The following is a 23,894-nucleotide window of genomic DNA, read 5'->3' on the forward strand; positions in this document are numbered from 1 at the left end:
CCCCATATAGAGCGCGCCGCCAATGGTCACTATTTGGTACGCGAGATGAGAGGCTGCGAGCAGCGCGGCGGCACCTAGCGCTGCGGCCGCGCCCCAGACGAGCGCGCCGGTCGCGATTCCGAAGGCTGTCGCGACGGCTTGACGTCGGCCCCGCACGAGTGCAGAGCGAAGCACCAGAGTCGTGTCCAGGCCGGGAATGACCGTGAGGATCGCGGCTACTGTTGCAAATCCGAGTATCGCTTGCAAAATCGTCACCGCATCATGCTACGTGCAAACCACGCGGCCATTGACTACACTCGCGCCCTAAACAGCGCCCGCAAGCCGGACGTCGAGCGCGACAGATCTGGGCCACACCACCTGGCGGCCGAGTGCGCCGACGTTGTGTCACAGGGGAACTATGGGACGAGGGCCGCTTGAATTCGCTTGCTGCGCCTCACGTCTGTTTCGACTGAATGTCGCGGGCCCAGTCGATCATGAGTCCTAACCCGTCCGCGAAGACGGGCTCGTTCGGACGGTTGAGGAAAGCGTGGAAGGTCTCGGGAAGTACGTGGTAGCTCGATGCGATCCCGGCAGCGGAAAGCTCTCGGGCGAACTTCCCGCCGGACGCGCGCATCGAGTCGCGGTCCGCGTCGATCATGAGCGTCGGAGGGAAGTCGTGCAGGGGGTGGCCCCCTGGAAATGCGTGCGCTTCCAACATTGCGCTCGGCGTGCCCGCGTAGTAAAGAATCGTCAGGTTGAGAAGGGTCGGCGTGTGGACAAAACGTCGTTTGCCACGAAGACGGCGGCGCAGAGTCCGCGCTCGTTTCGGGAGGGCGGCGTGGAACACTCCGTAGGCAAAGAAGACGCCTGCGAGAGGTGCCGCCCCTGGTCCGCCATGCGAAGCACTGCGCCGGCCGATAGACACGCGCCGGCGCTTGCACCGCCCAGAATCACCCCGTTGGGAGCCTCGCGCTGAACTGCCCGTACCACTGCGACGACATCGTCGACCGGGACCGGATAGTGGACCGCCGGGCTCCTGCCAAAAACCACTCGAAGATCGTCGAAATCTTGAGATAGTCAAGCCGATAATCGACGGTAACGACCTGGAATCCCGCCGCGGCTAGCGATCGAGCGACATCATGAGACTCGGGCTGGTCGAGGCTCCCCTTGAAAAATCCGCCTCCGTGGATCCACACGATCGGCGCAAAACTGACTGGACTCATCCCGAGAGACGGCGAATAGCGTCGGACAGGTATGAGGCCGTGGGGCCCTTGGATCATGCTGTCGATCGAGTTGACAGGCTTCATCCTCTGGTCGCGCGGCTTCACATTCTCACCGCGTCGAGCCCGACACTTGCGGAGAACGTGTTCCGTCGCCCTTCCGCCAGGGCCAACGAGACGGCAGAACACTGGTGCAGCTTTGGGATGCTGCCAGCTCCGTGCAGACGCGACTCACACCAGCGCCGGCTGGCGATTCGCTGCTCTGCGGATACCGACAACGGCGAGGACGACTAAAGCGACCCCGCTCACGGCGTAGAGGGCGTCGCCAGTGGGTACGTGGACACCACCCGACACGGCGAACGTGTCCGCGACGTCGATACCAAGCGAAAACGAGCCGAAGAAGTAAACTGGGGCCCCGCCGGCAATCACCAAAAGATGCCCCATAATCACGGGAACGAGTCCGACGCGCCCAGTAAGTCCGAGGATGCTCAGGACCAGGGCTAGCACGAGGCCAACGAAACCCCACACAATCAAGTTGACCACGGAACCAAAGATGTCCACTCCCGCTTCACCAAGTCCCGCAACAATCTGCTGATACCTGAGCCCCGGGACGGCGGCTTCTGGATCCCACACGGCAATCGTCATCACCATCACCGCCGCATACACACCCACGATGACCGGCCCCACCCACAATGAAATACGATTCCCCATTCCTGCACTTTAGCGCGAGACTGCACCACGCGATCGGGCCTCCCCTGCGGCCGCCGTGGCGCGGGACGCCCGTAGGGGAAACCCTCACCGGGCACTATTCGATCGTGCCCGCGCCGCCCACTGGTAAGTCGCAGCTCGCGCCCCATACTGGCAACATGATCGCGGACGAGGATATTATTCGCATACTCCAGAGCTTAGACAGCTGGCGGGGCCCTGAATGGCGGAAACGAGAAGAGCCCTTCGACTACCGCATCACCGACGTTGTCGCAGGCGAAGGCTTCGCTGACATAGAAGTGCAGCAACGCGATGGACTGACCGCCAGGCTAGTTGTCTCCTTGGCGTCCTCGGATTCCCCCCAGTATTGGTTATATGCGCCGCCCGCAAATGCGTGGGATTGGGTGAATCAGCTCCTGATCTCGATAGACGAAGAAGTGTTCACACTTGGTCTTGGCGCGAGTCGCTCCCGCACGGTCTCCGAAGGTGTCAGCTACGTGACTGTCGAACCCTATGGATGGCGCAGGAGCGACGAACACGATCACCTTCGCCTCAAAGCCGCCGCCGGCCCTGATGGCTGGCACGGCAAGATCTCCGACTAGCAAATTGCTGTGTGAGCGCTGCCGATTGAAGGTGCCCATACGGCGGACGGCATGCGCGACAGATCGCGGGGTAAACCACCCGGCGGCCGTGCACGCCGATGCCGTGTCACTTGGGAACCCCCTACGGGAACTGAGCGAGACCTCGGGCTAGTAGTGTTCGCGGGCTTCCAGAATGACGATGTGGTCGTCCGTGACGTAATAGACCAGGCGGTTCGTATCGTCGATGCGGCGCGACCAAGCGCCGGAGAGGATGTGCTTGAGGGCTTCGGGTTTGCCGATACCGGCGAACGGATCGCGCAGTGCGTCGGTAATCAGCTGGTTGATTCGCTTGAGTGTCTTACGGTCCTGAGTCTGCCAGTAGACGTAGTCCTCCCACCCATTCGGGTCGAAGGTTACTGTTCGCCTCACGCGTCGAAGAGATCGTGCTGCTCGAACTCACCCCGCCGGGCCCGCTCAATCGCCGTGAGCAACCGCTCGGCATTTGCGGGGCTTCGCAGCAGGTAGGCCGTCTCGGTCATCGCGTCATAGTCCTCCTTTGAGAGGAGGACCGCGTTTCCGTGCCGGGATACGACCTCGACTGCGATGTGGTCGTCGTTGACCTGCTGAATAAGCCCGAACAGGCTCTTGCGTGCTTCCGTCGCCGTGATCGCCGACATGATTGCCTCCCTGAGTAGTACTTGATAGCGTACCACTGAAGGATGCGGTGAGGGAAGTGCTCCGTTCCGGTAAGGGGAACCCTCCGCGGGACCGGCGAATCTTGCTGTTCACCGCGCGTACTGGCGGTTATTTGGGATCGACAATAGCGTGGGCATATTGCTCAACGACACCACCACAGAGGGGCAGGGTTTTTCCCAAAGCCGCAAGGGCGACTCGTAGAGCGTCGCCGGGGCGCCCTGCATCGAAGATGCGATAGAGCTAGGAAAGCTTCACCTCGTTGCCAACCGTGGCGTCGTGTCCGATCCCTTCCAGAATTTTGATCTCTTCGGTGGTCTCTCCGACGTTGCGGAGTGAGCTGGCCAGTTGGATGAGAGCTTGAGAGCGACGGACAGGGTCAAGGCCAAGATCCAGCGCACGACGGTAAGGCGGGATCGCTTCCGCCTCCCGTCCAAGAAAGTCTTGCACCGACGCCCACTCGTAGATGGCGGCCGGATCATCGTTATGTCGCTCGGCAACCAAGAGTTGCATTGAACCGAGAATGGTGTTTGCGTCGACGACACTGGCCTCAAGCCAGAATCCTTTGATGCGTTCTTCCCAGTTGGCCACGCGCCCATTTTGGCAGACTGTCGGACTGGTTAAGCACTTCCCGCCAGCCGCACCGCAAACGCTTAAGTAGGAGTAGTTAGTCGGGCGCGGCGAAGAAGCTTGACACCCACAGGTAAACAAGGCCGATTAGGGTGAGAAAAGCTCCGCCTGCAAGAATCAGCCACTCAATATTTGTCGTGTAGTCCGTGCTATCAATGGAGTCAATAAAAAATGCGCGATCCATGATCTGGTAGAAAACCACCCCGACCACCAACACACCGGCCCCGGCCACACCCCATCCAGCGATGCTGTGGCCTATTCGCCTCCTCGCCATCAGAGTCGGCTTGTCGGGTCAAAGTGCATGCCGACGGCGTTCGGGGTCCCGGGTGCCTCCGGGCTTTGGCTGGAAATAGACTGCAGCTTCACCAGAGGTATGTCTGCCCTTTTCCGCCACAGTGATCCTGACAGCCAGTCCAGATCGGGTGGCAAAGCCTGGAGGGGTGGATTTTGCGGTGCCGGCTGAACGGGCTCTTCGGTAGAACGGCAATCATCGTGGACATGTGCCATGAAAAGATCGTATCAACGGTGGACGCGTTGTCCCAAAAGCCGGACGTCGAGCGCGACAGATCTGAGGCCACACCACCTGGCGGCCGCTTGCGCCGACGTTGTGTCACTAGGGAACGCCTTACGGGAATTGCGACCATAATGCGAATGCTGCGCCTATAGCTAGCCAGGCGGATTAGCGCCGGAGGGCTGGTGGGGCGGCACGATCTGGATCGCTACCGTACAGTCGGAGCATGGCAGAAGCACACATGACCTTCTCGGTATCGTCTGGTCAGCCGCCGTCCATCGCTCCGGACGCAGATAGCATTTCACAAACTGTCCGTGTCTCGCGGGCACCCCAGGCGGCGCTGCGGAGCGCCGAGGCGCTCGGGGGTGAACTCGATGACCTACTGCGGAATCTAGATGAAGATTCATTTCACCAGGCCGTCGCAGATGCGATGCAGTTGGACGCCCAACTCGTGAGGAACGTGCGAGAGGGCCAATCTTCTCTCACTTTTCTCACAGGGAAATATCTGAGAACATCGGATTAGCTCAGAACGCTTTGGCCGGTCTGTGGAGTTTGGCGCTCTTTGACGGCGTTCTGTGATCGCTGCGTGGCGGCCTCACCGATCACTGGGGCGCTCGCCGCGGCGTACACGAGGCAACTACGTGATGCTTTCCCGTCCAGGGAGGGCCTGCTGATTCCGGTACAGAGTGGCCCGGCTCCACCCGACGAGCCTCGCCGCCTCCTCCGCAGTGCGGCCCTTCGCCCGTGCTTCCGTGACGAGCTTGAGTTTGTCGGCTACGACCACGGGATCTGACAGGGGCCGGCCAAACTTGGTGCCGCCTTCTCGGGCGGCTGTGATTCCTGCGTTCACCCGTTCCGTAATCAGCTCGCGTTCGTACTCGGCCAACGTGGCGAGCATATTCATCATGAGCCGGCCCGAGGTCGTCGACGGGTCGATGCCGTCCGAGATGCTCTTCACGTGTATGTCACGCTCTCGGACAGCTTTACGGTGTTCAAAACATCGATGAGGGATCGTCCGAGGCGGTCGACCCGCCACACCACGACGGTGTCTCCGGGCTGCGCGTACTCGAGCAGCTTCTTCATCCCGGGGCGGGACATCGCAGTCCTGCTGCCCGAGGTGACGTCGGCGAAGATGTCCCGCTCCTGCACGCCGGATTTGACCTGGGCGTCGACCTGCAGCTTTGCGTCTCGGCTTCTGGTGCTGACGCGCGTGTACCCGAGATGTCTCACCGGGCCATTCTGCCTCAGAAAACCCAAGAAGCGGTGGTGCAAAGACACTTTTCGGTAAGACATGTTTCCAAGACAGATCGCGCCGCGGAAATCCGCCTCTTCGACGCGTCGCTTCAGAGGGGGTTCTCGCGTCTCGGAAGGCCTTTGTTTTTCGAGGCGGTGGGAGACAGCGCAATCTCTGAGTATCGAGGCGGGGGCCGCCTCAGCATTGGACGCGCGCCTCCAGCAGACGCCGTTCGGCGTCGTTGGCCGTCAGCTCCAAGGCGCGCAGGTCCGCGGCCATCGCCTCGTCCCGACGACCGAGGAGTCGGAGCATCCGGGCGCGCACGGCGTGCCAGAGGTGATATCCGGTGAGGGCGGGCCGGAGCGCGTCTACCTCGTTTAGGGCGGCTTGCGGTCCGTCGACCTCAGCGAGCGCCACCGTGCGGTTCAGCCGCACGATCGGCGAACGGTCGTAGGCCAGCAGCATGTCGTAAAGCGTGAGCACCTGGAGCCAATCGGTGTCGCCGCCGTCCCGCGTGTCGGAGTGGCACGCGGCGATCGCCGCGTGCAGCTGCCAGCGCCCCGGGCGTCGGAGCATCGCGGCCTTCTCGAGCACGACCTGCGCCTCGGCGATCATTCGGCGATCCCACCGCGACCGGTCCTGATCGGCGAGCAGAACGAGTTCTCCATCGACGGCGCGTGCCCCCTCGCGTGCCCGGTGGAAAAGCAGCAGGGCGAGCAGCCCCTGCGCCTCCGCCTCGCGCGGCAGTTCAAGTGCGACAACGCGCGCGAGCCACAGGGCGTCATCGGCGAGGTCGCGGTCCGCGCCCGCGTCTCCGCCTGCAACCAGGTGGGCCTCGCTGTACATCACAGAGACGACGGTCAGGACGATATCCAGGCGCGCGGCCCGCTCGGATCCCTCGGGGATCCGGAGGGGGATGCCGGCGGCACCGATCTTTCGCTTGGCCCGCACGATCCGCTGCGCGACCGTCGATTCCGGGGTCAGGGTGGCGCGTGCGATCTGCGGGGTCGTGAGGCCGCAGATCGCACGCAACGTCAGAGCGAGCTGCGCGTCCGGCGAGATGGCGGGGTGACAACAGCCGAACAGGAGCGGTAGTCGCTCGTCGACCTCGCCAGTGCCGGTGAGCGGTTCGATCTCGGCCGGATCGGCGAGCAGGGTCAACTTCTCTCGGTACCGCTTCTCGCGGCGCAGTCGGTCGAGGGCGTTGTGGCGGGCCGCCTGCGTCAGCCACGCCCCGGGATTGGGCGGCACCCCGCGCGTGCGCCACTGACGCACGGCCTCCTCGATGGCCTCGGCGGCCGACTCCTCTGCCAGGTCGAGGCTGCCGAGCCAACGCGTGAGCGCCGCGACGATCCTCGCGGACTCCTCGCGGATCACCGTTGCGAGAAGCCGATCGGATGCCGCGGCGCGAGTCCGGCGCGGCTCGGCGGCCGCGGCATCCGTTTCGTCCACGGCTCGGTGTGGCCTAGTACTCGATGATCGGGCGGATCTCGACCGAAACGCCGGGCAGGTCAAGCAGCGGCCACGTCTTGACGATGGCGATCGCCGCCCCGAGGTCGGGCACGTCGATCACTTGGAATCCGCCGATGACCTCCTTCGCCTCCGAGAACGGCCCGTCTGCTACGACCGGCCCGTCGCCGCCGTGGCTGACCGTGGTGGCGGTGGTGACCGGCTGCAGTTGGGCGCCGGCCGCGGTCATCACCTCGCTGTTCGTGCCGAACCAGTCGTAGGTGCGGCCATAGGCCTGCTCGGCGTGCTCAGGCGACACCTCTGTGTCGAGTTCGGGTGTGGTGGTGAACATGATGACGTACTTCACGGTCGTGTCCTTTCTTGTGGAGTTCGTTGGGCGGGAGGGATTCAGAGCGGGCTTGAGGGGTCGTGGAGCGGGCGCAGCTCGACGCCGCCTCCGGTGGCTGGCGCTAGCTTGGCGAGTTCGATGGCGTGATCGAGGTCGCGCGCTTCGACTGTGTAGTAGCCGAGGAGGACCTCTTTGGACTCGACGAACGGGCCGTCCGTCACCTTGCCGACCTTGATCGTGAGTGCCGTCGTCACGGGCTTGAGCGCCTCGCCGCCCGTGATGGACCCACCGTGCTCGACGACCCCCTTTGTGAACTCATTATGCGCCTCGACCACTGCCCCCCACCCCTCGGGCGGCAGGGTCTCGTAGTAAGCCGGGTCTTCGTAGATGAGGATCGCGTACTGGGACATGAAACGTGCTCCTTACGTTCGCGGGCCGGCCTGTCCGGCTCCGTCATAGTGACAGCGAACGGGATGCTCCCAAATCGACAATCGACCCGGTTTTCTCCAAAGTTCTTTTCGTCGCTTCCCCGGTAGGAGGGCTCATCCCTATTATCGGGTTAGGAAGGGGGGGCATGTCGAAGAAGATCGAAACTACGCACCGCAAGCTGGCCAAGGCCCTCAAGAAGCACGCGAAGCTTGCCGCAGGGAAGAAGACCCGGCGCGGCCGCATCGACGCCGCGGCCAGCATCCTCGTCATCGGTAATTAACGCCAGCGAGCGATCACAGAACACCGCCACTCAGCGAGCAATTCCACAGGCCGGTCACTTGACGTCTCGATCATGACGGAACGGCCCAGAACGCGCTGCTAGTGCCTGTCCGTTCCCAGAAGCCGAACCCTCTGCGCGGGATCGCTTCCCTGGACAAGCCCAGCTCTCATCGCAGGTTCAGGTGCTGAGACGGCGTGGGGCTACAGTCCGGTCACGGAGTAGCGGCGTTCGATTTCTGACGTTGCGTGACCCCACGCGCTGCCGGCGACCCGTTCCCCTGTGAGCCTCGAAGGCGGCTGCGTCCTCGAAGCGCTCCCCGACCTGCCATATCAGCGGATAGTTCGTCGTCGTGACGTTAAAGGATTGGCATCCCGGGCGTCGCGGGTCAGGGAAAGATGCAGTGGCAGGTGATCCCGCACAGTGGCCATGTGGTCCTCGGTCTGGCAAACAAGCTGCCCGGTCAGGCGCACCTCAGAGCCGAGTAGGTTCTTTTTCATCTTGTAGTTGGTCAGCTGCACGCCGGCCTTCACTGGGTGCTCTTCTGCCTCGACCGTGAATCCGTAGCGTTCGAAGAACGGGCGGGCTGTAATGCTGACGTCGGCCGTTAGCGCTGCCATGTGTGCCTGACGCGCGTGAGCCTCCACGTAGCCGATCAGCTGTCGCGCTACCCCTTGTCTCTGATGTCGCGGGGCGACGAACAGCATGTCGATGTACCCCGCAGGGTTCACGTCAGAGAAACCTGCCAGTGCGCCATCGCTGGTCGCCACGTAACTGTTCCGCGCCTGCATAGCCGCATGCCAGGTGGACAGGTCGCGATCTTCTGGCCGAGCCCAGGGTTGAATCTGCTCCGGCGAATAGTCGGCGGCAAGGGTCTCGGTCACCGCGGCAAGAAATATTGCCAATGTGTCTGCGACATCCGCATGACCGTACGGACGAATAGCAACGGCCTGCGTATCCCTGCTTTTGTCCAATTCCACAGAACTAGCATCTCACCGCGACCGGACACAACTTTGCAGCTCCTGCGGTGCCCGCAAGCGGGATGTCCAACGCGACAGACCTGGGGTCGAACCACCCAGCGCCGAGTGCGTCAACGCTGTGGCACACGGGAACGGTGGCCGGCACACCTTCGAATCATCGTCGTCCATGAAATTCCCGGGCGGGGCCGAGAAGGAACTTGTCAAGGTCGAAGAGGCCAGTGGGAGTTGAGGTGGCTCGTCGAAATGCTGAAAAGACCGTGGCAGGGACGGCCCTCCCCGAGCGGCCCGGTCATGACGGGGTCTGTGCCCGTACGTCGGTGGAGGCCTCGGCGATCCGTTTGATCGCGGCGAGGGTTTTCGGGATGCCCTCGAAGGCTTGATGGGTGCGGTCGGTGATTTGAGCAGGGGCGTCTTCGCCGAACTTGTCCTCAAACATGGCGATCCCGTCCGGCAGGAACTCCCACGACTCGGTGAGTACCGTCCCGGTCTCTGCGGCTGTGAAGCTAAAGTCCCAGCGGACGAAGCTGCCGCCCACCACCCAGGCGAACTCGCGACCGTGCTCTGCCGTCACTACCTCAGACCGGGTCTCCCAGGTCCGATGCGGGAGCTCGTTGTGCCCGGTGAACCAGGCACCGACCCGACCGGCCTCAGCCTCGTCATCCCACCAGCACGACGTACAGACAGGGCTCCACTCGCCGGTGCGGGTGATGTCGGAAAGCAGGTCGTAGAGAAACGCGGCCGACGCCGTGACGAGAATGGACTCCTGATGGCTGAGAATGCGTGACTCACTCATCCGTTTACCCTAACGGAGGGGGTCACTTCTTCTGGCGCCGGCTGCCGCCGTGCCAGTCTTCTTGGCTGCCGACCGTGCCCGCGTCGACTCCGAATGCGGCCAGCTGTGGCTGCTCGCGCAGGCTGCGTTTGAGTTCGGCAAATCCTGGGAAGCCTGCCAGAGCGACTACGTGGTCCCACAAGTCGACTGCTGAGTCCTCGTCTGGCAACCGGCTGATCACCGGTCCGAAGAAGGCCACACCGGTGGGTGGTTCGAAGTGGATGATGGGCGTGCCCACGTCTTTTCCGGTGAGAGAGAGCGCTTCGTCCGTCTCCTGCTGGATCTCCATGTCCCATGATTCGTCGTCGAGGGCGTCCGCCAGCTCGAGCGGGAGGCCCGCCTCGGCGAGGATCGGCTCCGCGAACTCACGCGTTCCGCGAAGCTCACGCGTCTCGACCTCGGTCCGATGGTTGTCCGAACTGGGGCCGGTGTCGAAGATGTGGGTGCCGAAGGAGGCGTACAGCGGAGCAATCGCTTCGCGGCCGTGTTCTGCTCGCGCTCGGGCGGCAACCCGCAGGAGCCGGAGCCCGGCGGTGTGGCCAGCTTCGTACTCGGGAGGGAACTGCGCGTCATAGTCGACCCGAGCATTGATCAGGCGCAACGAGATGAATCGCCAGTCCACGGTGTAGTCGCGCTGCGCCTGTACCTGCCGCACCCATTTGCTGGTCATCCAGGCGAAGGGGCAGACCGGGTCGAAGTAGAAGTTGATGTCGGCATCCATCCATCCACCCTAGGTCAGTGCCGCAAACGCGACCGAGATCGACCTCGGGAGGTGGGCTTGACCCCGGAGATTGGACACGGGGTAAGCGACGAGACCCCCACGGTCACGGCCCACTCTTCGCTGGCATCAGGAAGCAGTCACGGCTGACCGTCCTCAAGCGTGATGCATGTTTCATCGCGCCACCGCGGGGTACCTAGTCTGCGACGACTGAGCGATTCCACGGCCCGTAAGCCGAACCCCTTACGGACACTCCCCCGCGACAGCTGGGCTCCGCGTCGCGCTTGGGCGGGAGGTGCCCGCATGACCTGCCCGTTGAGGATTCGCGCTCAGGTGCCTTTAGCGCGACAGAGTTTCGACCGTTTTGACCGTCTCGTAACCCTAGGGTTGTGAGGCGTCTCGCCACCCGTCCCCGAGCTTGCCGGGCAGAGATGGATTTAGGGGGTTGATAATTCTCACAAGTATGTATCGAAACCCAGGGCCATGTTTTGGGACCAATCAACACTTGCGAGACAGCTTAAGCACGGTGACGAAATTGATTCGCTTTGCAGCGCGGAGCGAGGGGACGGAACCGAACCCGCCGCGGCTTCAGTCTGCTGAGCTGAGTCGGCAGACGGCAACGAAGACGGCAAGGGATTCCTTCGCTGAGTACCGTGTATCCGGCGCGGGAATTGAACCTGCGACACCACGATTGGCTTGGTGCGACGCTTGCACGATCACTAGGCGCTAAGTCGGTCGCCGAACCCAGCAAAACAGTGAGGTGGTGATCACAGCACGCCGGTCGTTGAAAACTGAATCTGCAGGGTGAAGGCGGGATTTCGAAGCGAGGGGCGGAGACGTCTGCTCCGGAATCCGCGGACGCGGGAGAACTCGTGGGCTGCCTGGAAGAGTTCGAGTGGGTGATGCACTTATGGCCCGACCACGGGTGCCCGCGACGCGGGTTCGGCCGTGAGGACGAGTCCACCCGGGCTGTTTGCCGAGAGCATCAGAACCTCGATCCATTCGCGATTCACTATGTGAAGCCGTCGCCCGGTAGCGAAAGTAGAGCGTGCTCGCAGGGTCGAGCCAGATAGCGCCGCGGCCGCTGCTGGAATCGTCGTCAACCCACGAGAACACGAAGCTCTCCTGTCGACGCAGTTTTGCGACGATGACGAGCTGAAGGTGCCACAAGGCCCGATCGTCGACACTGACGACGATGCCCTTGTCGCCGTATAAAAGTGATGCCACAACGCCCCTAGTCTCGCTTCACCTTAGACCTCCCCGGAGTGGGGTAGACCGTGACACGGATTCGTCGCAGAGGTCAGAGTGTCCGGTGGGGCGGCCAGCAAAATTGCCGAGGCGGGGGTTTTGGGGGTAACCACGGCTTCACTCCAGACGAGGACGACTGGATAGTCTGTCCCCATCAGCGGATGCCACGCATCCATCTGCAGATCGGAGCCGTTCAGGTCTGTCCGCACCAGGCCTCGCCCGCTACCAGCGCCGCCGGCGCCGCGCCGGCCGCACGGCTGCGGCGGTGACTTCGCCGCCGTCGGCGCCGCCGGCGCCGGCGCCACGTTCACCGCCCTATCCCGCACAGAATAGATGGTCTCCGACCCGACCTCGATCACGCGCACTCCCCAAACGGTCAGGGGTTTCATCCAGTGGTGCGCCGGCAGCTACGAGGTGACCAGGACCGGTGGTAGCCAGATTAATTTCAGCACCGTCCGGAGCTTCGAGGAGGCCGTCGCCGTCCTGTCGGACGCAACACCGCCCAACGAATCACCCCCGCCTCGGAATGTCAGCTCGTTCCGTACAGCTTCGACAACGGACATATCTTCACGTCGGTCACGTTGCGTCGGCTGAGGCCGCACTCGTCGTAGTCTCAATATTGCGCGACTTCAAGGCCTACCCATTTTGCCTTCGTTGGTCTTGGCTGAAGTTGTGAGCCATCTAGGTAGAAGCGAATCAGCTGCGCTCGATCGGAGCGCAACGAGACCAGAAGCCGTACGCGTGTGCGTAATGCTCGACGAAACAGCGCACGGGAATGAGTTCGCGTTCAGCTGCCTGTTCGACGAGCTGGGAACGCAAACGTACACAGTTTCGATGCGAATATTGGGATGTCGTGGGAAGGCCGACCTTGCTACTCTGCAAACCTGGTTGTGGGTGTGGCAAAACGCGGCAGCGCTGAACCAGACATCGTCCTCCGCCCGCGAAAAAATTCTGACCGTTGCCTTCGACATCAGCAGTTCAGTCAAGTTGACAGAGTAGATCGACAACTCTGGGTCAGCTCGTGAGGGTTCGCCGGCGCAACCAGCACACCACGATTTATTCTCGGCGCTGACGACCGTCTACTAGACATCGCAACGGTTGCCCACGGCCGTGGCTACGCCGTCCTACGTCCTCAACATCTGACCGATGCCAATCTGAGCAGGCCACGGCCGCTGACATGCGCGCGGTCTAATCCTGGGAGATCCAAGCCGGTGGCAACCGTCCGAGCCATCCGTTACGACATGGACCTCATTTCAACGACGCGGGGACGGGAGGAACCCTGCCGGCTGGGTGGCGGATGCCGCCGGCTCGCGCCGTACCGACAGTGCCCAGCATCGCCGGTGGAGGGCCCTGTCGGGCGTGCTACTTCGCGAGGAAGGCGAGTACGTGCCGGTTCCACTCGTCCTTGTGGGAGACGGTGACACCGTGAGGGGCGTCGTCGATCAGGACGAGTTCGCTGCCGGAGATGGTCTCGTGCGTGCGCTTGCCGCTGACCTCGAACGGCACGATGATGTCAGAGTCACCGTGTATCACCAGGGTCGGGACGGTGATTTTTGTCAGGTCGTCGCGGAAGTCCGTCGTGGCGAACGCGGTCGTGCAATCGAGCGTGCCCTTCGGTGAAGCCGTCAGGGCGATATCGAGGTTGTAGGCGATCTGTTCGAAACTGACCTTCGGCTTGTTGATCAGCGACGGCTTCCCTGCCGTGAAAAACATCGTCAGGAATTCGTGCAGGAAGCCCGGCCGATCGCCGGTCAGGCCGTCGTGGAACCACTGGGCCAGGTCGGTGTCGATACCTCCGTCAGGGTTGTCAGCAGATTTCCACAGGTACGGCGGCACCGCGCTGGCGAAGACGAGTTTCGCGATGCGGTCGGTGCCATACGTACTCACGTAGCGGGCGAGCTCGCCACCACCCATCGAAAAACCAATGAGGGTCACCTCGCGCAGGTCGAGGGTGTCAAGAACGGTCTTCAGGTCGGCAGCGAAAGTGTCGTAGTCGTACCCGTTCCAGGGCTGGGACGACTGGCCGAACCCGCGCCGGTCATACGTAACCACCCGGTAGCCCGCATCAACCAGTGCGGGCACCTGACCCTCCCATGACCTGCCGCTGAGCGGCCAACCATGAATGAGCACGACGGGTTTTCCCGCACCGACGTCGTCGTAGTGCAGTTCAACGTCTGGATCGTTCTGACTTGGGACGGTGATGACAGGCATGTTCTCTCCTTGCAATCGGGATGCTTCCTAGGGAGGAAGTTGGGTCGGTGAATTCGAGGTAATCGGGCTTCGCTGGGAGAAAGCTGCACGCGGCGTCACCGATCGGGCTTGTCCCCGACCTTCGACAGAACCGCCCGGGACTGAGGGACTGGTCGTGCATTCTGCCAAAGCACTGACAGTCAACACTGACGCCCCAGCGTCTACGAGTTCGGGTCGAGACTGATGGCATGAAAAGTATGACTCGTGCCTCGCTGGTAAGCGGGGCATTTGTAGAACTTGCCGACGCCTTGGTCGGCGAGTATGACGTGCTCGATCTTTTGCGCACCCTGGTCGACCAATGCGTGGTTCTGCTTGACGCCGAAGCAGCGGGCATCCTCTTGGCGGACGACAACGGTAATATGCAGGTTGTCGCCTCCACGAATGAGGAAAGCCGCATCGTCGAAGTCTTGCAACGTCAAGCCGGAGCGGGTCCGTGCGTCGACGCGTACCGGTCCGGGAAGGTCGTGACGCTCAGCGACATTCCCGCCGACGGGGGTCTGTACCCGGCTTTTCAGGCCGCCGCGCTGTCCCAGGGTTTCCGATCCGTTCATGCCATCCCGATGCGTTTTCGACCCAACACCATTGGGGCGCTGAATCTGTTTCGGACAGAGACCGGCGTGCTGAGCGAGGAAGACGCGACCATCGGCCAGGCCCTCGCCGACGTCGCGACGATCAGCCTTCTTCACGAACGCTCGGCCCGAGAGAATGCTGCGGTGAACGAATAACTCCAGCGCGCCCTCAACAGCCGAGTGTTCATCGAGCAGGCCAAGGGAGTCATCGCTGAACGTAACGGCATCAATATGGATGAAGCTTTCCGGCGGCTGCGGCAGCACGCCCGTTCGCGTCAGGAACCCATGCACACCAGCGCCGCAAACGTGATCAGCAGCCGCGTCATGCTCTAGATCGGGTGCCCCCAGCCAAAACTAGGCGCCGGGATTTGCGGATTCGTCAGAAGCAGAATCGGCCCAACCGAAATGAACCGAATAGTCCGCTGCAGACATCCAGCGGTACGTGGTTCCGTCAGCCACGAAATCGTTGGGTTCGCCCAACCAAATACCGGGAGCAAGACGGCCTGCGACATTCCTCGGGTTGATGAGAACAGTGGGCAATTGGCCATGCCGGTTCAGGCTCAACACGATTCTCTGGGACCGCTTCATCACGCTCTGTCTGAGCAAGGTAGCCAGCACATTGCTCTCGAATTGCACGATGACCTCCAAACGGCGTGACAGGTGTGCTTCGTTGTGGGACAGAACACATCGATGCCCACGGTTACACGGACAGCATGGCAGCCCTCTGACAACACGGCAACGTGCCAACCAAACTGAACGACCCCAGAACAAGGCCGTTCTCGCATCTTTCTCAGCATGGACTGTGGCGCATCGAAAACGAGGGCTAACCGGCGCAAGAAGAAGTTGAATCGAGCCCGCCTAGCACTTCCCTTCGCCGGATTTGCGGCTGTTTCACCCGCGTTTTAGGCTCCGAGCTCTGCGATTCTGCGATACAGAGTGGCGCACGATATGTTCAGATCTCGCGCGACCTGCGTTGCGGATTCGCCGGCGTTAACCAGGCGGCGGGCGTTGAGGATTTGGCTTTCGGTGAAGCGTGGGCGTCGCCCGCCGAGATCCTTTCCCGCCGCGCGGCGTTTGCTCGCGCTGGCGACGATCCGTTCGCGTTTGATCGCCAGTTCCATCTCGGCCAGCGCAGCCATGACGGTGAACACCATGCCGCCCCCCGGTGGTCGAGATCCTCGAACTCGTCGAGCACATCGGTAACGGCGTAGACGCGGTCGCGCTTACGGTTCGTGACTTCGGCGATGATCCGAGAGTCCTGGAGTTGTTCGATCGCCCGATATACCGCGCGCTCGGTAAGTCCGGTGCGTTCGGTCAGCTGCTCGGCGGTGAACACCGGAAGGCCCACCAACACGTCGAGGAGGCTATCGGCGGCACTGCCCGCGCGCGCGCCGACTACGTGCCGCCAGGCATCCGCGTAGTTGATGAACGACCTGGCAGTGCCGCGCGCTTCGCGTGCAGCAACCTCGACAACGGATGCCGCGACTGAGTCCGTCGACGTGGGGCAAGGTATTCCCAGGGACCGAAGCACACACTGTGGCCATGAGCGCCTCCACTTCTTCCCCGCTGTCTCCAACCGCCGCTGCCACTCACGGTGGGTATTCTCCGCTACGCCGCCGCCTCCGCGTCCCCCTGATCGTGGTGGGCTCGCTGATCATTATCGCTGCGGCAATCGTTGTCGCTAGTCCGGAACGCACGAGCGAGGGAACGATGCTTGGAGCTTCGGGAACAATGTCCGGCGGCATCGCTCGGATCAACGGGGTGATACCCCTGGAGACAGACGGCTGGCTGCCTGACGGCGCCAGCACGGTTCTCGCCGAATCGGCGGGTGCGGGATCTCATCGGGTGCGCATTATTCTCGAACTGACCGCGCTGGACCCGGAGGGCATCACGTACAGCGCCGACGACTTCGCGATCACCGGGCTGGGATCTGTCGAATCTCGCCTCGTGTGGGCCTATCCCGAGAAAGCGGTCGTGTCGCAGGGTGAGATTATGACCGCGACTCAGGTGTTCGAGATTCCCAACCAGTCCATTGAGTTGCTGCTGCAGGGTGCGGACGCCCGATTGGCTCTCGGCACGGAACACCACACGGGCTGAACGGTTCTGGGCCCAGGTCTGGCCGAGACAGACCTACCCACTTATAGCGCCGAGTTGGTCTAGCGCTGAGTTGGTCGGAACCGCAACCCCTGATTTTAGGGAGACCCGGCTCCCCCGCGCCGGGGATGATTCACCCCCGCGGGCAGAGCAAGATGAGGATTTCGAAGACCGAATCCGAGAGGGAATCCTATGACCTCCGTGCTAACCCGACCCGAACGCATGCTGACCCGCCCCCAGAAGAGCGACGAAACATCCGGGAAGATCATCGGTTCCCTGGTGATTCAACGCGGACATTCGGTGTTGCGGGCCCACGAGCTCGGCGGGCCCAAGCCCCGCCAGATCCTCGAGATTCTGCTGATCAACGTGGGGCACCCGGTATCCAAAGATTGCCTGATCGACCTCCTCTGGGACGGTGCGCCACCGAAGGAGGCGCTGGCATCCTTGGAGAGTTACGTCAGCGTCCTGCGGCGCCATCTGCAGCCGGGGTGTGGAAAAACCGGAACGCTGCGCACGACAACGGGTGGGTACGTGATCGAGGCGTCGACAGACCACGTCGACTTGGCCCGTTTTGACTCGCTGGTGCGGGAAGCACAGCGCGTGAGCGCCCGCGCCGCATATCCCCTTCTGATGGACGCGCTGTCGCTGGCCACCGGCCCACTTCTGATTGATGAGTTGAAGCCGGCCTGGGCAGAGCGGGAGCGCCGCCGGCACGCCGCAGCGGTGACCGCCGCGCGAGTGCACGCATCCGTCACGGCTGCCGAGACCGGCAGGACCCACGAAGCCACGATGTGGGCCAATCAGGCACTGCTCGATGACCCTCTGAACGAGGCGGCGTGGACGGCCCTGATCCTGGGACTCGAAAAGAGCGGTCAGCTGACCGAGGGCCTCCGCAGCTTCTCACGGTATCGTTCGCTGCTGGACACCCAGCTTGGCTGCGCACCCAGCTCGGTCCTGCTCGCGGCGCACTCTCGCATCCTGATGGCCACGGCCAGCAGTTATGAACACCTGTCGGAAGCGGTATCCGCGCTGCTCATCCTCCACGACAAACTCATGCGCAACGCAGCCGGCGGCCCGGCAAGACGAGACGCGCCAGATGACTCCGCTGCCCGGGCGACTGTTCGTAGTGCCGAACAAATTCTGACCTCGTTTCTTCGACGAGCTTGCGAAGCCGCATGAGGTCTGGCCTCAGTGCCCCAGCCTCCACGACACGACGGAGCCGAGTGCCGTGACGAGCCGACCTGCCGCACCCACTCATGATGGTTGCTCCACGGCGGTGAGGAAGTCCTTGAAACTATCGATCCGAAGGAGATCATGATGACCATCACCCGTCGACAAGTGCTGCTGATAGGGGGGATCGGCGCGATAGGTGCGGCGGGTGCCCTCTGGTTGCCGCGCGAAACTCTGGATGCCAAATCGATCAGCAAGCTCCCGGCCAGCGAGATGCCGCGGCCGTTCCGAACGCCGCTTGTTCTCGCGCCCCTTCTCAGTCCCACCTCGTCGGGTATCGATCCGCTCGATGGTGCCCCGGTGAACTACTACACCGTGACGGAGGTCGCCGCCAGCGCGGCTATCTTGCCCCGACTGAAGACACCGATCTTGGGCTACAACGGTGTTTTCCCGGGTCCCACCATCAGCGTCGACCAGGGTTCAAAGACGGTGCTCCGGATGCGGAACCAGCTTCCGGCCATCCATCCGCTCGACGGGGGAACCACCATGACCTCGACGCATCTGCACGGCTCGGCCTCGCTGCCGCAGTACGACGGCTATGCCAGTGACGTCACGCCGAATGGCTTCTACAAGGACTACAAATACACGAACTTCCAGCCAGCCCGCACATTGTGGTATCACGATCACGCCGTCCATCGCACGGCGCAAAACGCCTACTCCGGCCTGGCCGGGCAGTACCACCTGCACGATCCGCTGGAGCGAGCGCTGCTTCCGCAGGGAGAGTATGACGTGCCCCTCACGATTACCGATGCGATGTTCGCAGTGGATGGCTCGCTCGGCTACGCCGACAACGATCACTCGGGCCTGTGGGGTGATGTCATCCTGGTGAACGGCAAGCCGTGGCCGGTGATGAAGGTCCAGAAACGGGTCTACCGATTCCGCATCCTCAATGCCAGCATCTCTCGTTCTCTGCGGCCCACGCTCAGCACCGGTGATCCGCTGGTGATCGTGGGTACCGACGGCGGACTCATGCCTCGATCGCAAAGCGTCGTGACCTACCGCCACGCAGGCGCGGAACGATACGAGGTTCTGATCGACTTTCGCAAGTACGCGACCGGTCAACGGATAGAACTGCGAAACCTCTCGAACAAGAACAACGTCGACTACGACTTCACCAACAAGATCATGGCGTTCGATGTTGTCGGCGATCCGGTCAACACCGGCGACCCAACCTGGAACACCATCCCGGGAACCCTGGTGGGCAGCGAACCGATGAGCCTCACCGCCGCCCAGTCAACCAAGACCCGGCGCTTTCGGTTGAAGCGCAATGACCTCACCAATCTGTTCACCATCGATGACGGGAGCTGGCAGGATGTCGTGGCGAGCGGCTTCGTCAAGGTGGTCGCCAACCCCGCGCTGGGAGCGACCGAGATCTGGGAATTCGAGAACAGCAGCGGCGGATGGTTCCACCCGATTCATATCCACCTCATTGACTTCCAGATTCTCAGCCGCAATGGCCGGGCACCGTTCCCGGCCGAGCTGGGCCCGAAAGACGTCGTCTATGTGGGCGAGGGCGAAACGGTGCGGCTGCTGATGAAATTCGGCCCGCACCGCGGCAAGTACATGATCCACTGCCACAATCTGCCCCACGAAGACCACGACATGATGGTTCAGTTCAGTGTCGGGCTCGACCCGAACGACGTCGACGTCAACGACCCGATGACGGCAGCACGTTCGGCATGGGACACCGGCGCATAACGTTCGAGCCCCGTGCGGGTGCGGGCACCGGCAGGGAAGCCGGTGCCCGCACCCGCATTCGTGCGCGCGCCTGGCTCGTGCCGGGACTGGCGCTGCTGGGGGCGTTCGGTCTGCTCGCGGTGCGCCTCTGGGTGGTGGAGCCGATGACGGTCGTGTCGGACAGCATGGAGCCGACGGTGCCGCGCGGGAGCACCGTGCTGATCCACTCCGTGGGACCGTCGCCTGACNGAGCCGACGGTGCCGCGCGGGAGCACCGTGCTGATCCACTCCGTGGGACCGTCGCCTGACCACCTCACGGCCGGCGAAATGGTGGTCTTTGAGAGCCCTGAGAACAACATCACGACGCTCAAACGCGTGGCCGGCACCGCCGGACAGACCCTCGCGATTCGGGACGGTGCGCTGTACGTTGACGGCACCCGCGTGACGGAGCCGTACCTCAACCCGCGCCAGACCGACGGCACTTTCTTCCACCGGGTCACCGTACCTGACGGGCACGTCTTCGTACTCGGCGACAATCGCGCCAGCTCCATTGACTCGAGGAATTATGGCTTCGTGCCGCTGACGGCGGTGACCGGCACGGTCCTCTGGCCGCGCTGACCGGAGTGCCCCCGTCGCATCCGGTGTGCATGGGGCACGCGGAACGGGCCTTCCGCAGCCGAAGCTGCGGAAGGCCCGCTCGCGTGAGGACGGTGCTGCGAGGTCAGTGCAGGTGTTAGCCGGCGGTCACGGTCACCGGTCCGGCCGTACCGCCGAGGGTGGAATCGACCCAGATCGAGCCGGGGTTGGCCGGGGCGGTGCGGAGCCGGAAGGTGAACACTCCCCCGGTTGCCGGCGCTGCGGCGGCCGTGATCGGCGCTCGGCCGATGACCGGACCGGTCGGTCCCCCGCTGTGGATGGTCACGGTGCCACCGACCGACGTGCTCACGCCGTCGACCCGGAAGTCACGTGCCTTCCACCGGGCCCCCGTGACCGTGATCGGGCTGGCGATCGGCGTGACGCGAACCTCATCGGTACGCACCGAGGAACCCGACGTCACGGTGAGGCGGAAGGTCAGCGGATTGTTCGTCATCGGTGTCGCGAACACACGCAGCGAGAACGTGGGCTTGGCCGTCGTTGCCCCCGTGAGGGTGACGCGGTCGGCATCCGTCGGTCCGGTGACGACCTGCTCCCAAAGGTAGATCGCATCCGCACTGGTGGAGGCGCTGCCATCGAGCGTCACCGTGGTGGCGGTGACAGCCCGTGTGATGCTCTGGTCGGCGCCCGCGTTGGCCACGACGGCCCCCGGCAGCGACACCGGCTCGGACTTCGCCGATTCGGCGCCGGCACCGCTGGCGTTACTCGCGGTGACCGTGAACTGGTATGCCGTCTCGGCCGCCAGCCCGTCGAAGACGAGCGTCGTCACGTCGCCCGCGACGGTGCGTGGGGGCCCGGCGGGCGCCCCGTCGGCGGTGTACGCCTGAACGGAATATCCCGTCACGGTCAGTCCCGGCGCCCCGGCATCAGCCGCGGCCCAGGTCAGGGTCACACCGGCCGCGGTGGCTAGCGGTGCGCCGATGAAAACCGGCGCGGTGGGGAGAGGATCATTGGTGATCGTGAGTATGACCTGTCCCTGAGCCGACAGGTTGCCAGACGGGTCGACCGCGGCGAAGGTCACCGTGGTCGTCTGGACGACATCCACCGGCGCTGTGTAGAGAACGGCCACGTCGGACAGAGTTCCGCCGGAGAGGAAGACATCGGACCCATCTGTCGTGTAGTAGATCTGCGCTGCCGCTTCAGTCGAGGTCAGTGTGAGTTGCTGCATGCTGCGAAACGATCCGGTCTGCAGCGAGGCCGAGGCCTGAGGTGCCTCGATGTCGGTCACCGGGATGGCGTGCACGGCCGGGAAAGTCTCTCCCGCGCTGCTCACCGAGACGATGAACACGTCGTAGGTCTCGTTGGGGGTCAGCCCTGAGATCGTGGTGCTCGTGGCCGCGCTGGAGTTGATGCGCTTGCCGAATTCGGCGCGCTCGCCGTTGACGACGGTGCGTGCCACTGCGTGCACCCGGTAACCGGTGATCGCCGGGGTGCCGGGAATCGCGACCGGTCGTGTCCAGTTGATCTTGAGCGAGTCTGCCACTGTGGCGGCCGTCACGTCGGTGGCTCCGGCGGGTCCTGATTGCAGGGGGCCGTTGGGGCATCCGCCCATGCCGGGGCCACCCAGCTCGCCGAATTCGGCGATGGTCAGGCCTTGGCGATTGGCCGCGGCATCTTCGACCTGCCAGGACATCGCGCGAACGCCGCTGCCTGCCGCAGCGGCGATGGCGGCGGCATCCTGACCGTCGAACACGTAGGTGGCCGTGAAGGTGTTGGGGCCCGTCACGCCGAATTCCAGCGACGAGCTGTAGCCGTCGTTAGCGGTGAGGGGTCCGGGCACCGCGCGTACGTCCCGACGGCCCACCGCGGTGTCCTTGAGCGCCGGTTCCACGATGCGCTGTTCCATCTGGGCTGGGTTTGCGCCGTCCGCGATGAAGCCCGCGATGGTGACCGTGACGCCGTCGGCGGCGAGGACCGGAGCGGCCGTCACGTAGATTCCCTGAGTCGTGGTGTCACCGGCTGCGGTTGCGCCGAATTTCACCGCGACGACGTCTCCGGGGAGGATGTCGGGGGTGACGCCGAGCGTCGTGCCGGCGCCCCAGCAGACTCCGCCGGGGTGGTTGATCTCGAAAGCGACGTCGCCCTCGCTCACCACCGACTTCGCGGAGCCGATCACGCCCGTTCCCGGGCGCGTCACCTCAACTGTCGCGGTCTGGCCGATGCGGTCCTGGTAGCCCTCGATCGTGATGAAGTCGCGATCGGGAAACACGACGATGTTGTTGGGAAAGGTCGGGACTGCAGCGGATGCCCCCGGTACGGCAATGATGAAGGACGTGAGCAGTACTGCTGATGCGACTCCGGTGGCGGTTGCGCTTCTGACCGGAGACATCCTGCTGCCAGGACCCCCCGGGGATGGGCTCTTCTTCACGGTTCTCAGCTCCTTAATCAATGCATGACTGATTCACGCACTCACACTCTGTCGTCGAGGCCTTGGAAAAACCATGTGGAACCGGCGCCGCACGCAATGGGGTCCGCGCCCTCGACTTCGCCTTCCACGACCACAAGATGGCTCGGTTTCAGCCCCCGTTCAAAGAACTCGGCGTCACACCGGCGTCGACCTGATCAACCTGCCCGGCGGCAGCGACGTGCTCGTTGCCGGGGTGGGCCGCGCCCCGCACACACCGCCCATGCGCAGCGGCAAACGCGTCGTCTTCCTCTCCCTTGACGACGGCAGCGGGCCGGTCTCCAATGTGGTGTTCTTCCACGATGCCCAAGCGGCGATCGGGGCGCCCGTCTTCCACACCCACTACGCCCTCATTCGCGGGCGGACCCGTCGGACCGGTGCCCGCGGCGTACCTGTCACCGGCGAAGGACTGCGGGACCTCCTCGACGTGGCCAAGACCGTCCGCGCGCGGCAGGCCCGGGAACGGGAAGAGGCGCGAGTGGTCAGCGAGGCAGAGTCCGCGGACAACGTTATTCAGATGTGGACACGGAGAGCATGAGCTTTTGGAGCGGTGGGTGAAGGACGCGCACCTCCTGGGCGAACTCACTCGTCGAGGAGGACTCATGCCCACGTTCCCAGACCCCGTCGCAGCTGCTGACGCAGCCAGCGAGTCGATGCGCGCTCTGGCCCACGCGACCCGCCGTATTGACGATCCGAGCCAGACCTACGATGTGCTGGGCAACCTGATCGCGACTGTCCGTTCGCTGGGCCAAGTACTCGACCAGGTCGCATCCGCAGCTCCATCGAAGATGATTTGGATGCAGCCTCCCGGAACTCCGGGCGCATCGCCTGGCACCCCGTGGTCGCGCCGACGGCTCTTGACCATCCCGGAGCCCGCGAAAACCCTGCGGTCCGGCTGAAGCCTGGCAGCGGGTTCGTCGGAATCCATCGTGATGAGCCGCGGCGGGGAATCTCGATCTGATCAAAAATGACGGACGGGTCGGCAGCCCTTGGCTCGGCTCACCCAGCGCGACTAACGCCAATCTCGGGATGAAGTGCTCATGACGGCATCGTGCGCGTCATGCCTGCGCATAACGACGGCAGCTAGGGCGTGTCTCCTAATGCCTTCGACCAAATAGTTATGGCTCTGAGGACAGCTCCGCCGCGGTAGGTCAGTGCGAGCTTGTCGTAGCGGGTGGCGA

Annotated in this window: 31 protein-coding genes and 2 pseudogenes; 12 read left to right on the plus strand and 21 right to left on the minus strand. The window is 63.5% G+C overall.

Translation table 11 applies throughout. The features are described from left to right. From D6T64_RS02010 to D6T64_RS02030, 5 genes are all read right to left on the minus strand, one after another. A partial coding sequence (locus tag D6T64_RS02010; RefSeq protein ID WP_158594767.1) for a LysE family transporter occupies positions 1-255 on the minus strand: 255 nt, incomplete at its 3' end. A 178-nt stretch (positions 256-433) separates the two neighbouring features. Next, positions 434-826, minus strand: coding sequence for an alpha/beta hydrolase (locus D6T64_RS02015; protein ID WP_158594768.1), 393 nt, complete (start codon positions 824-826; stop codon positions 434-436). Next, positions 730-1,029 (minus strand): alpha/beta hydrolase fold domain-containing protein, encoded by a 300-nt coding sequence (locus tag D6T64_RS23600; RefSeq protein ID WP_147364421.1) that lies wholly within the window; start codon positions 1,027-1,029, stop codon positions 730-732. The genes D6T64_RS02015 and D6T64_RS23600 overlap by 97 nt, the downstream gene beginning before the upstream one ends. Next, positions 930-1,286, minus strand: coding sequence for an alpha/beta hydrolase fold domain-containing protein (locus D6T64_RS02025; RefSeq protein WP_119971020.1), 357 nt, complete (start codon positions 1,284-1,286; stop codon positions 930-932). The genes D6T64_RS23600 and D6T64_RS02025 overlap by 100 nt, the downstream gene beginning before the upstream one ends. A gap of 144 nt (positions 1,287-1,430) precedes the next feature. Beyond that, on the minus strand, positions 1,431-1,910 hold the full coding sequence (locus D6T64_RS02030; RefSeq protein ID WP_147364422.1) for a hypothetical protein: 480 nt from the start codon (positions 1,908-1,910) through the stop codon (positions 1,431-1,433). Positions 1,911-2,065: 155 nt separating this feature from the next. Between D6T64_RS02030 and D6T64_RS02035 the strand changes: the two genes are divergently transcribed. Further along, on the plus strand, positions 2,066-2,506 hold the full coding sequence (locus D6T64_RS02035; RefSeq protein WP_119970973.1) for a hypothetical protein: 441 nt from the start codon (positions 2,066-2,068) through the stop codon (positions 2,504-2,506). Between the two features lie 147 nt (positions 2,507-2,653). Here the strand turns inward: D6T64_RS02035 and D6T64_RS02040 are convergent, their stop codons facing one another. From D6T64_RS02040 to D6T64_RS02075, 8 genes and pseudogenes are all read right to left on the minus strand, one after another. Beyond that, positions 2,654-2,914 (minus strand): Txe/YoeB family addiction module toxin, encoded by a 261-nt coding sequence (locus tag D6T64_RS02040; RefSeq protein WP_119970975.1) that lies wholly within the window; start codon positions 2,912-2,914, stop codon positions 2,654-2,656. Then, complete coding sequence (locus D6T64_RS02045) at positions 2,911-3,162, minus strand: type II toxin-antitoxin system Phd/YefM family antitoxin (protein WP_119970977.1); 252 nt, start codon at positions 3,160-3,162, stop codon at positions 2,911-2,913. Before D6T64_RS02045 ends, D6T64_RS02040 begins: the two co-directional genes overlap by 4 nt. A 259-nt stretch (positions 3,163-3,421) precedes the next feature. After that, on the minus strand, positions 3,422-3,769 hold the full coding sequence (locus tag D6T64_RS02050; RefSeq protein WP_119970979.1) for a tetratricopeptide repeat protein: 348 nt from the start codon (positions 3,767-3,769) through the stop codon (positions 3,422-3,424). Positions 3,770-3,845: 76 nt separating this feature from the next. Further along, positions 3,846-4,040: a hypothetical protein gene (locus D6T64_RS02055; RefSeq protein ID WP_119970981.1), complete on the minus strand. Its 195-nt coding sequence runs from the start codon at positions 4,038-4,040 to the stop codon at positions 3,846-3,848. A 916-nt stretch (positions 4,041-4,956) separates the two neighbouring features. After that, positions 4,957-5,549, minus strand: a pseudogene (locus tag D6T64_RS02060) (recombinase family protein). Between the two features lie 202 nt (positions 5,550-5,751). Then, positions 5,752-7,005 (minus strand): RNA polymerase sigma factor, encoded by a 1,254-nt coding sequence (locus tag D6T64_RS02065; RefSeq protein WP_119970983.1) that lies wholly within the window; start codon positions 7,003-7,005, stop codon positions 5,752-5,754. 13 nt (positions 7,006-7,018) lie between these two features. Continuing rightward, positions 7,019-7,369 (minus strand): YciI family protein, encoded by a 351-nt coding sequence (locus tag D6T64_RS02070; RefSeq protein WP_119970985.1) that lies wholly within the window; start codon positions 7,367-7,369, stop codon positions 7,019-7,021. A 41-nt stretch (positions 7,370-7,410) separates the two neighbouring features. Continuing rightward, positions 7,411-7,761, minus strand: a complete 351-nt coding sequence (locus D6T64_RS02075) for a YciI family protein (protein WP_119970987.1) — start codon at positions 7,759-7,761, stop codon at positions 7,411-7,413. A 164-nt stretch (positions 7,762-7,925) separates the two neighbouring features. On the opposite strand from D6T64_RS02075, the gene D6T64_RS23375 reads away from it, so the two are divergent. Next, positions 7,926-8,060, plus strand: a complete 135-nt coding sequence (locus D6T64_RS23375) for a hypothetical protein (protein ID WP_267900464.1) — start codon at positions 7,926-7,928, stop codon at positions 8,058-8,060. A 329-nt stretch (positions 8,061-8,389) separates the two neighbouring features. Here the strand turns inward: D6T64_RS23375 and D6T64_RS22800 are convergent, their stop codons facing one another. The 4 genes from D6T64_RS22800 to D6T64_RS23705 form a co-directional block, all read right to left on the minus strand. After that, positions 8,390-9,037, minus strand: coding sequence for a GNAT family N-acetyltransferase (locus D6T64_RS22800; protein ID WP_233550781.1), 648 nt, complete (start codon positions 9,035-9,037; stop codon positions 8,390-8,392). Between the two features lie 289 nt (positions 9,038-9,326). Continuing rightward, positions 9,327-9,830, minus strand: a complete 504-nt coding sequence (locus tag D6T64_RS02085) for an SRPBCC family protein (RefSeq protein WP_119970989.1) — start codon at positions 9,828-9,830, stop codon at positions 9,327-9,329. 22 nt (positions 9,831-9,852) lie between these two features. Beyond that, positions 9,853-10,590 (minus strand): mycothiol-dependent nitroreductase Rv2466c family protein, encoded by a 738-nt coding sequence (locus D6T64_RS02090; RefSeq protein WP_119970991.1) that lies wholly within the window; start codon positions 10,588-10,590, stop codon positions 9,853-9,855. 723 nt (positions 10,591-11,313) lie between these two features. Then, positions 11,314-11,814: a DUF7882 family protein gene (locus D6T64_RS23705; protein ID WP_456064315.1), complete on the minus strand. Its 501-nt coding sequence runs from the start codon at positions 11,812-11,814 to the stop codon at positions 11,314-11,316. A 771-nt stretch (positions 11,815-12,585) separates the two neighbouring features. On the opposite strand from D6T64_RS23705, the gene D6T64_RS02105 reads away from it, so the two are divergent. After that, positions 12,586-12,834 (plus strand): sigma-70 family RNA polymerase sigma factor, encoded by a 249-nt coding sequence (locus tag D6T64_RS02105; protein WP_119970995.1) that lies wholly within the window; start codon positions 12,586-12,588, stop codon positions 12,832-12,834. A 363-nt stretch (positions 12,835-13,197) separates the two neighbouring features. Here D6T64_RS02105 and D6T64_RS02110 read toward each other — a convergent pair whose 3' ends face one another. Further along, on the minus strand, positions 13,198-14,046 hold the full coding sequence (locus tag D6T64_RS02110) for an alpha/beta fold hydrolase (RefSeq protein ID WP_119970998.1): 849 nt from the start codon (positions 14,044-14,046) through the stop codon (positions 13,198-13,200). Between the two features lie 236 nt (positions 14,047-14,282). On the opposite strand from D6T64_RS02110, the gene D6T64_RS02115 reads away from it, so the two are divergent. Next, entirely contained in the window at positions 14,283-14,810 is a 528-nt protein-coding gene (locus D6T64_RS02115) for a GAF domain-containing protein (protein ID WP_325049761.1), read from the plus strand. Between the two features lie 24 nt (positions 14,811-14,834). Beyond that, entirely contained in the window at positions 14,835-14,987 is a 153-nt protein-coding gene (locus D6T64_RS23490) for an ANTAR domain-containing protein (RefSeq protein ID WP_325049762.1), read from the plus strand. Positions 14,988-15,008: 21 nt separating this feature from the next. Here the strand turns inward: D6T64_RS23490 and D6T64_RS22100 are convergent, their stop codons facing one another. Further along, positions 15,009-15,290: a hypothetical protein gene (locus D6T64_RS22100; RefSeq protein ID WP_147364423.1), complete on the minus strand. Its 282-nt coding sequence runs from the start codon at positions 15,288-15,290 to the stop codon at positions 15,009-15,011. 266 nt (positions 15,291-15,556) lie between these two features. Then, positions 15,557-15,820, minus strand: a pseudogene (locus tag D6T64_RS02120) (recombinase family protein); the annotation flags it as partial. Here D6T64_RS02120 and D6T64_RS02125 point away from each other — a divergent pair. The 5 genes from D6T64_RS02125 to lepB all read left to right on the plus strand — a co-directional run bounded on the left by D6T64_RS02125 (position 15,820) and on the right by lepB (position 20,273). After that, positions 15,820-16,143 (plus strand): hypothetical protein, encoded by a 324-nt coding sequence (locus tag D6T64_RS02125; protein ID WP_119971002.1) that lies wholly within the window; start codon positions 15,820-15,822, stop codon positions 16,141-16,143. The pseudogene D6T64_RS02120 and the gene D6T64_RS02125 overlap by 1 nt on opposite strands. 53 nt (positions 16,144-16,196) lie before the next feature. Beyond that, complete coding sequence (locus D6T64_RS02130; RefSeq protein WP_147364424.1) at positions 16,197-16,751, plus strand: hypothetical protein; 555 nt, start codon at positions 16,197-16,199, stop codon at positions 16,749-16,751. Positions 16,752-16,940: 189 nt separating this feature from the next. Then, the gene (locus D6T64_RS02135) at positions 16,941-17,927 is read left to right on the plus strand and encodes an AfsR/SARP family transcriptional regulator (protein ID WP_119971006.1); all 987 of its coding nucleotides are present in this window, start codon (positions 16,941-16,943) and stop codon (positions 17,925-17,927) included. Positions 17,928-18,062: 135 nt separating this feature from the next. Further along, a complete protein-coding gene (locus tag D6T64_RS02140) occupies positions 18,063-19,676 on the plus strand; it encodes a multicopper oxidase family protein (RefSeq protein ID WP_233550782.1) in 1,614 nt (537 codons plus the stop codon). Between the two features lie 255 nt (positions 19,677-19,931). Beyond that, positions 19,932-20,273 carry a signal peptidase I gene (gene lepB / locus D6T64_RS02150; RefSeq protein ID WP_158594769.1) on the plus strand — a complete coding sequence of 114 codons (342 nt, stop codon included), beginning with the start codon at positions 19,932-19,934 and terminating at the stop codon, positions 20,271-20,273. A 115-nt stretch (positions 20,274-20,388) separates the two neighbouring features. Here the strand turns inward: lepB and D6T64_RS02155 are convergent, their stop codons facing one another. Next, the gene (locus D6T64_RS02155; RefSeq protein ID WP_119971013.1) at positions 20,389-22,638 is read right to left on the minus strand and encodes a fibronectin type III domain-containing protein; all 2,250 of its coding nucleotides are present in this window, start codon (positions 22,636-22,638) and stop codon (positions 20,389-20,391) included. Positions 22,639-22,936: 298 nt separating this feature from the next. Here D6T64_RS02155 and D6T64_RS02160 point away from each other — a divergent pair, with 298 nt between their 5' ends. Further along, positions 22,937-23,251, plus strand: coding sequence for a hypothetical protein (locus D6T64_RS02160; protein ID WP_119971016.1), 315 nt, complete (start codon positions 22,937-22,939; stop codon positions 23,249-23,251). A 64-nt stretch (positions 23,252-23,315) separates the two neighbouring features. Beyond that, complete coding sequence (locus tag D6T64_RS02165) at positions 23,316-23,612, plus strand: hypothetical protein (protein WP_119971018.1); 297 nt, start codon at positions 23,316-23,318, stop codon at positions 23,610-23,612. Positions 23,613-23,894 lie beyond the last annotated feature (282 nt).

The sequence above is a fragment of the Cryobacterium melibiosiphilum genome (assembly GCF_003602235.1).
In the GTDB taxonomy this organism is placed as follows: Bacteria; Actinomycetota; Actinomycetes; order Actinomycetales; family Microbacteriaceae; genus Cryobacterium; species Cryobacterium melibiosiphilum.

Coding starts and splice junctions, on each gene's coding strand:
- D6T64_RS02025 (WP_119971020.1), bottom strand. CDS start 1,286: ATGAAGCCTGTCAACTCGATCGACAGCATGATCCAAGGGCCCCACGGC.
- D6T64_RS02030 (WP_147364422.1), bottom strand. CDS start 1,910: ATGGGGAATCGTATTTCATTGTGGGTGGGGCCGGTCATCGTGGGTGTG.
- D6T64_RS02035 (WP_119970973.1), top strand. CDS start 2,066: ATGATCGCGGACGAGGATATTATTCGCATACTCCAGAGCTTAGACAGC.
- D6T64_RS02045 (WP_119970977.1), bottom strand. CDS start 3,162: ATGTCGGCGATCACGGCGACGGAAGCACGCAAGAGCCTGTTCGGGCTT.
- D6T64_RS02075 (WP_119970987.1), bottom strand. CDS start 7,761: ATGTCCCAGTACGCGATCCTCATCTACGAAGACCCGGCTTACTACGAG.
- D6T64_RS23375 (WP_267900464.1), top strand. CDS start 7,926: ATGTCGAAGAAGATCGAAACTACGCACCGCAAGCTGGCCAAGGCCCTC.
- D6T64_RS02085 (WP_119970989.1), bottom strand. CDS start 9,830: ATGAGTGAGTCACGCATTCTCAGCCATCAGGAGTCCATTCTCGTCACG.
- D6T64_RS02090 (WP_119970991.1), bottom strand. CDS start 10,590: ATGGATGCCGACATCAACTTCTACTTCGACCCGGTCTGCCCCTTCGCC.
- D6T64_RS02105 (WP_119970995.1), top strand. CDS start 12,586: ATGCTCGACGAAACAGCGCACGGGAATGAGTTCGCGTTCAGCTGCCTG.
- D6T64_RS02110 (WP_119970998.1), bottom strand. CDS start 14,046: ATGCCTGTCATCACCGTCCCAAGTCAGAACGATCCAGACGTTGAACTG.
- D6T64_RS02115 (WP_325049761.1), top strand. CDS start 14,283: ATGACTCGTGCCTCGCTGGTAAGCGGGGCATTTGTAGAACTTGCCGAC.
- D6T64_RS02130 (WP_147364424.1), top strand. CDS start 16,197: ATGAGCGCCTCCACTTCTTCCCCGCTGTCTCCAACCGCCGCTGCCACT.
- D6T64_RS02135 (WP_119971006.1), top strand. CDS start 16,941: ATGACCTCCGTGCTAACCCGACCCGAACGCATGCTGACCCGCCCCCAG.
- D6T64_RS02140 (WP_233550782.1), top strand. CDS start 18,063: ATGATGACCATCACCCGTCGACAAGTGCTGCTGATAGGGGGGATCGGC.
- D6T64_RS02155 (WP_119971013.1), bottom strand. CDS start 22,638: ATGTCTCCGGTCAGAAGCGCAACCGCCACCGGAGTCGCATCAGCAGTA.
- D6T64_RS02160 (WP_119971016.1), top strand. CDS start 22,937: ATGCGCAGCGGCAAACGCGTCGTCTTCCTCTCCCTTGACGACGGCAGC.
- D6T64_RS02165 (WP_119971018.1), top strand. CDS start 23,316: ATGCCCACGTTCCCAGACCCCGTCGCAGCTGCTGACGCAGCCAGCGAG.